Here is a 690-nt window from a genome sequence, read left to right as displayed (position 1 = left end):
AAGGCAGCTACTTTCCGAGCTTCCTTGAACCGCGCCGCATGGCAGAGAAAGCTCTGACGGCCGTTATCCAGGAAGCGTATATCCAGGGAATCTCGACCCGTTCTGTCGACGACCTGTGGTGGACGCGACCTATCTCAAGGTCCGGCGTGGCGGCCGCATCGTCTCAGTCGCCGTCATTATCGCGGTGGGCGTCAACAGCGACGGTCGGCGCGAGGTCCTGGGTATGGAAGTTGGCACCTCGGAGGCCGAACCGATCTGGACGGAATTCCTGCGCAGGCTAACGCGCCGCGGTCTACGCGGGGTGAAGTTGGTTGTCTCTGATGCACATGAGGGCATCAAGGCTGCCGTTTCCAAGGTTCTCAATGCCACTTGGCAAAGGTGCCGGGTTCACTTCATGAGGAACGTGCTCGCGCATGCTGGAAAGAGCGGCAGGCGGGTCGTATCCGCCTTCATCGCGACGGCCTTTGCCCAGGAGACCCCGGAGGCAGCAAGCCGCACAATGGCGCAGTGTCGCCGATCAAATCAGGCCGAAAGTGCCGAAGCTTGCCACCATCATGGACGACGCTGAAGAGGACGTGCTCGCCTACATGACCTTCCCGAAAGAGCACCGGGCAAAGCTGCACTCGACGAATCCAATTGAGCGTCTCAACGGCGAAATCAAGCGACGCACCGAGGTCGTCGGCATCTTTC

The 690-nt window shown here is 60.4% G+C and carries 1 pseudogene; it reads left to right on the top strand.

From position 1 onward, the window contains the following. Positions 1 to 690 (top strand): annotated as a pseudogene (locus CO660_RS32465) (IS256 family transposase); the annotation flags it as partial.

The sequence above is a fragment of the Rhizobium sp. L9 genome (assembly GCF_002531885.1).
GTDB lineage: Bacteria > Pseudomonadota > Alphaproteobacteria > Rhizobiales > Rhizobiaceae > Rhizobium.
The sequence above is the reverse complement of the archived record's forward strand: the minus strand, read 5'-3'. Positions and strand labels throughout refer to the sequence as shown.